The organism is Arthrobacter sp. 10T413_2 (assembly GCF_056394205.1).
In genome coordinates this window covers 1-3971 of record NZ_JBFTHK010000277.1, presented here as the reverse complement: position 1 = coordinate 3971, position 3971 = coordinate 1, and the positions used below count along the sequence as shown (strand labels likewise).

Annotated in this window: 2 protein-coding genes; one reads left to right on the top strand and one right to left on the bottom strand. The window is 66.9% G+C overall.

Annotation, left to right across the window (positions count from 1 at the left end):
* Positions 1–47: 47 nt before the first annotated feature.
* Positions 48–1742 carry a S1C family serine protease gene (locus AC1DBQ_RS22380; protein WP_476930603.1) on the bottom strand — a complete coding sequence of 565 codons (1695 nt, stop codon included), beginning with the start codon at positions 1740–1742 and terminating at the stop codon, positions 48–50.
* Positions 1743–2036: 294 nt separating this feature from the next.
* On the opposite strand from AC1DBQ_RS22380, the gene AC1DBQ_RS22375 reads away from it, so the two are divergent.
* On the top strand, positions 2037–3971 hold a 1935-nt coding region (locus tag AC1DBQ_RS22375), incomplete at its 3' end, for a TPM domain-containing protein (RefSeq protein ID WP_476930602.1).

Sequence of the window (3971 nt, the reverse complement as noted above, 5' to 3'; positions counted from 1 at the left end):
ACCTTTCGGTGCCGCCCGGCCTCTCTGCTGTCTATCGGCTGCTGCCTCTATTGGTCGGCAGCAGTGCCRAGGGTTACATCGACTTCCTTCGGCTGGCCGCCGCGCAGCACCGTGACCTTGACCGTGGCCCCGGCCGGCTGTTCGCGCACCGCGGCGGTCAGCTGGTTGGGATCGCTGATGGTCAGGTCCTGGAACTTCGTCACGACGTCGCCAACCTTGATGCCGGCCTTGTCAGCGGCCGAGCCGGGCTCGACGGTCGCGACCTCGGCGCCCACCGAGAATCCGGAGGAGGACGCTCCTGCCGCCTTGGCTTTCACGCTCACGCCGAACTGTGCGTGGGTGGCCTTGCCGTTGCTGATGATCTCCTGGGCAACGCGCTTGGCGTTGTTGATCGGGATGCTGAATCCGACGCCGATGTTACCGCTGCTGCTGCCGGTGGACGAGTCGCCGCCGGCGGAGGCGATCGCGACGTTGACGCCGATGATTTCGCCCTTCGTGTTCACCAGTGCGCCGCCGGAGTTGCCCGGGTTGATGGCCGCGTCCGTCTGGATGACGTTGATCGAGATGGATCCCTGGTCAGCGGTGTTCTGGGTCTGKCCGCCGCCCGGAGGTGCGAACTGGAAGCCCTGGTCACCGCCCTGGGAGTTGTCCGCCCCGCCCTTCGGCGCGGCCGAGGATGCCACGCTGATGGTCCGGTTCAGGGTGGAGACGATGCCATCGGTGACGGTTCCGGTGAGGCCGAGCGGCGAGCCGATGGCGACGGCGGTGTCACCGACGTTCAGCTTGTTCGAGTCACCCAGCGTGGCCGGAACCAGCCCGGAGGGGTTGTCGATCTTGATCACTGCAAGATCGGAGAGCGGGTCTGTACCGACGATCTTCGCGGCGTAGACCTTGCCGTCGCTGGTCCGGACCTCCATGGTGGCGTTGGCGGCCTTACCGTCGAGAGTTACCACGTGGGTGTTGGTCAGCACATGGCCGTCCGTGTCAAGGATGATGCCGCTGCCGGTGCCGCCGTCGCTGCCGCTGGTGGCCTTGATGGTCACCACGCTGGGGGAAGCTTTCAGGGCGGCGGCGCTGATGGCGTTGACGTCGTCCCTGTTGTTGACGATCACCGGCCCGGCCTGGCTCGTGTTGCTCGTGGAGGCTGTGGAGGTACGGTCGCCCAGCAGCGCGTTGCTGCCCGCCACCACACCGCCGCCGATCAGGCCGGCCGCCACGATGCTGGCGATGAGGACAGGGACGCCGAACGCTGCCTTGCGCTTGGGGGCGTGGGCGGGGTTGTTCACAAAGCTCGCGCCGGGGGCATAGGCCGACGCCGGCTGGTTGCCGGGGTGGGCGCCGTAGGGCGCCTGGCTGTACGGGGAATGTGCTTGCTGAGCCTGGCCKTACGGGGGCTGGCCGTKACCCTGGCCGGGCTGGGCGGGAGCGCCGTACGGGCCTGCGTGCGGCGCGGGGGCACCGAACTGCTGAGTGTCGGCGCCGGGGTGCTGCGGCTGGGAAGGCTGGGCCGGGGYCGGCTGGTGCTGCGGGTAGACCGGACGCGGCGCGCCGTCCTCGGCGCCGTCCAGCCGAAGCGTCGGGTTCTCGGGTGCCGGGTTTCCGGGTGCCGTCTCCGGGGTGCGGGCGCCCTGCGGCTGCGCTGAGGCATTCGGCTGCGTCGGGGCGCCCTCCTGCGGTTCGGCCGGTCCCCGGTTCTGTTGTGTCGGCTCCGGTGACGCACCCGGCACTGGGTTCTCAGTCATGAGACTTCCTTTCATCCTCGTCTGCCTATAACTATGGTMGCTCAGACTGATACTAGAGCGGACATTTGCTGGGAGGTTCCTGAACGGATGGACAGCGGCCTGATTGCCGGTTTGCCAGCTTAAGCGCTTTTCGCTGGTGGCATATTCCCCAAGGTGGACTGCCATTTGGGTGCACCATAGAATCAAATGGAATTGCCACAGCGACCTGCGGCTTTACATCTGCGTGGGGGCGCTGCTGCATTCTGTGACGGCTGGTTCGACCGAACCGGTCCCAGAAGTGCTGAAGGGTTGCACATGCGGTCTAAGTTGATTCGTTTCCTCGCCGTCGTTGGCGTGGCTGGATTGCTGGCGCTTCCCGCCGCTCCGGCCCTGGCCGAAGACCCGGTGACTATCCCGTCCGGGCAAAACATCGTGGACAGCGCGAATATGCTCGGCAGCCGCAAGGGCGAAGTCCAGGACGCCATCCAGAAGCTACTGAAGGACCACAAGTACAACCTGTACGTCATTACGGCAAAGACGTTCGAGAACCCCTCGGACCCTAAGGCCTGGGCGGTGGCCGTGGCGACCAACAAGGGGATGGGCAAGGCCGACGTCATCCTCACCATGTCCGACGACGGCAAGTACTACTTCTCCCCCAACTCGGCCAGCGCCATCTACTCCAAGACGTCCAATATCACCCAAAACGCCATCGTTCCGAACCTGGCCGGCGGAAAGCGCGACTTCGCGCAGGCGGCGATTGATACCGCCGCTGCGGTGGGCGACGCGGCGGCCGGGGGCAGCGGCACCGTGCCGTCCGAAGCCGGGGCCGGCAACGCCGTCCTGGTGGGAGTCGGCGTCGTGGYCGTGGGCGGAGCGGGTGCCTACCTTTACTTCCGCAGCCGCCGGAAAAAGGCCGCCCAAGGTTCCGGCGCCTCCGGCGGAGCTCAAGGTGCCCAGCCGGACCCGCTGGCGGGCCTCAGCGTGGCAGAGTTGCGCCGCAAGAGCGATTCCCTGCTGATCGAGGCCGACGACGCCATCAAGTCCAGCGAGCAGGAACTTGGCTTCGCCCAAGCCCAGTACGGTGACTCTGCGGTGGGAAACTTCACCAAAGCGCTGCAAGAGGCCAAGGCCCACATGACGGAGTCCTTCAAGCTTCAGCAGCAGCTGGATGACCACATTCCCGATACCGAGGAACAGCAKCGGAGCTGGCTCGGGGAAATCATCCGCCGTTCCGAAGCCGCCCTGGCATCGCTGCAGGAGCAGAAAGCGGACTTCGATTCCCTGCGGGAGCTGGAGAAGAACGCCCCCGAGGCCCTCGCTGCCGTCGGCGCCGGAGCCGCGGAAGCCGAGGCAAAGATTGCCAGTRCCGAACAGTCGCTGACGGATCTGCKCGCCAAGTACGCCGAGAGTGCCCTGGTCCAGGTGGCGGACAATATCAAGCAGGCCAAGGAACGCCTCGACTTCGTGCAGAACGCTTCCACCGCGGCGAAGGAAAAACTCGCCGCGGGCGAAAACAGTCTCGCCGCCGTGGCCGTGCGCGCCGCGGAAGAAAGCCTGCACCAGACAAACGTGCTGATCGGCGCCATCACCAAGGTGGCCGACAGCCTCGGCGAAGCGCGCAGCGGCCTGGAAACCGCCGTCGTCGATACCGCCCAGGACCTGGCCCAGGCCAAGGCGATGATCCAGTCCGGCGCCCATCCGGAACTTTCGGGACCGGTCGCTGCCGTGGAAGCAGCCCTTGCCCAGGTCAAGGCTGAAATCCAGGGCGGCAAGATCGATCCCGTCGCCACGCTGGAACGCGTGACAGCCGCGCACCAGACCCTCGATGAATCGCTCAGCGGAATCCGCGACCAGCAGGAACAGGCGCGCCGCGCCCAGGCCTCGCTGCAACAGACCATCACATCGGCCCAGGCGCAGATCAGCGCGACGTCGGACTACATCACCGCCCGCCGCGGCGGCGTGGGCACCGAGGCCCGCACGCGCCTGGCCGAGGCCCAGCGGAACCTGGACTACGCGCTCTCCATCTCCCGCAACGACCCCGTGACCGCACTGCAGTACGCGCAGCAGGCCTACGCTCTGGCGGCCCAGGCTGCGCAGTTGGCACAGTCCGATGTTGACCACTTCGGCGGCTACGCCAACCAGGGTTACGGGCGCGGCGGGATGTTCGGTGGCAGCGGCGGCGGAGGCCTCGGCGGCGCGATCCTCGGCGGAATCCTCATCAACTCGATCCTCCATGGCGGAGGCGGGGGT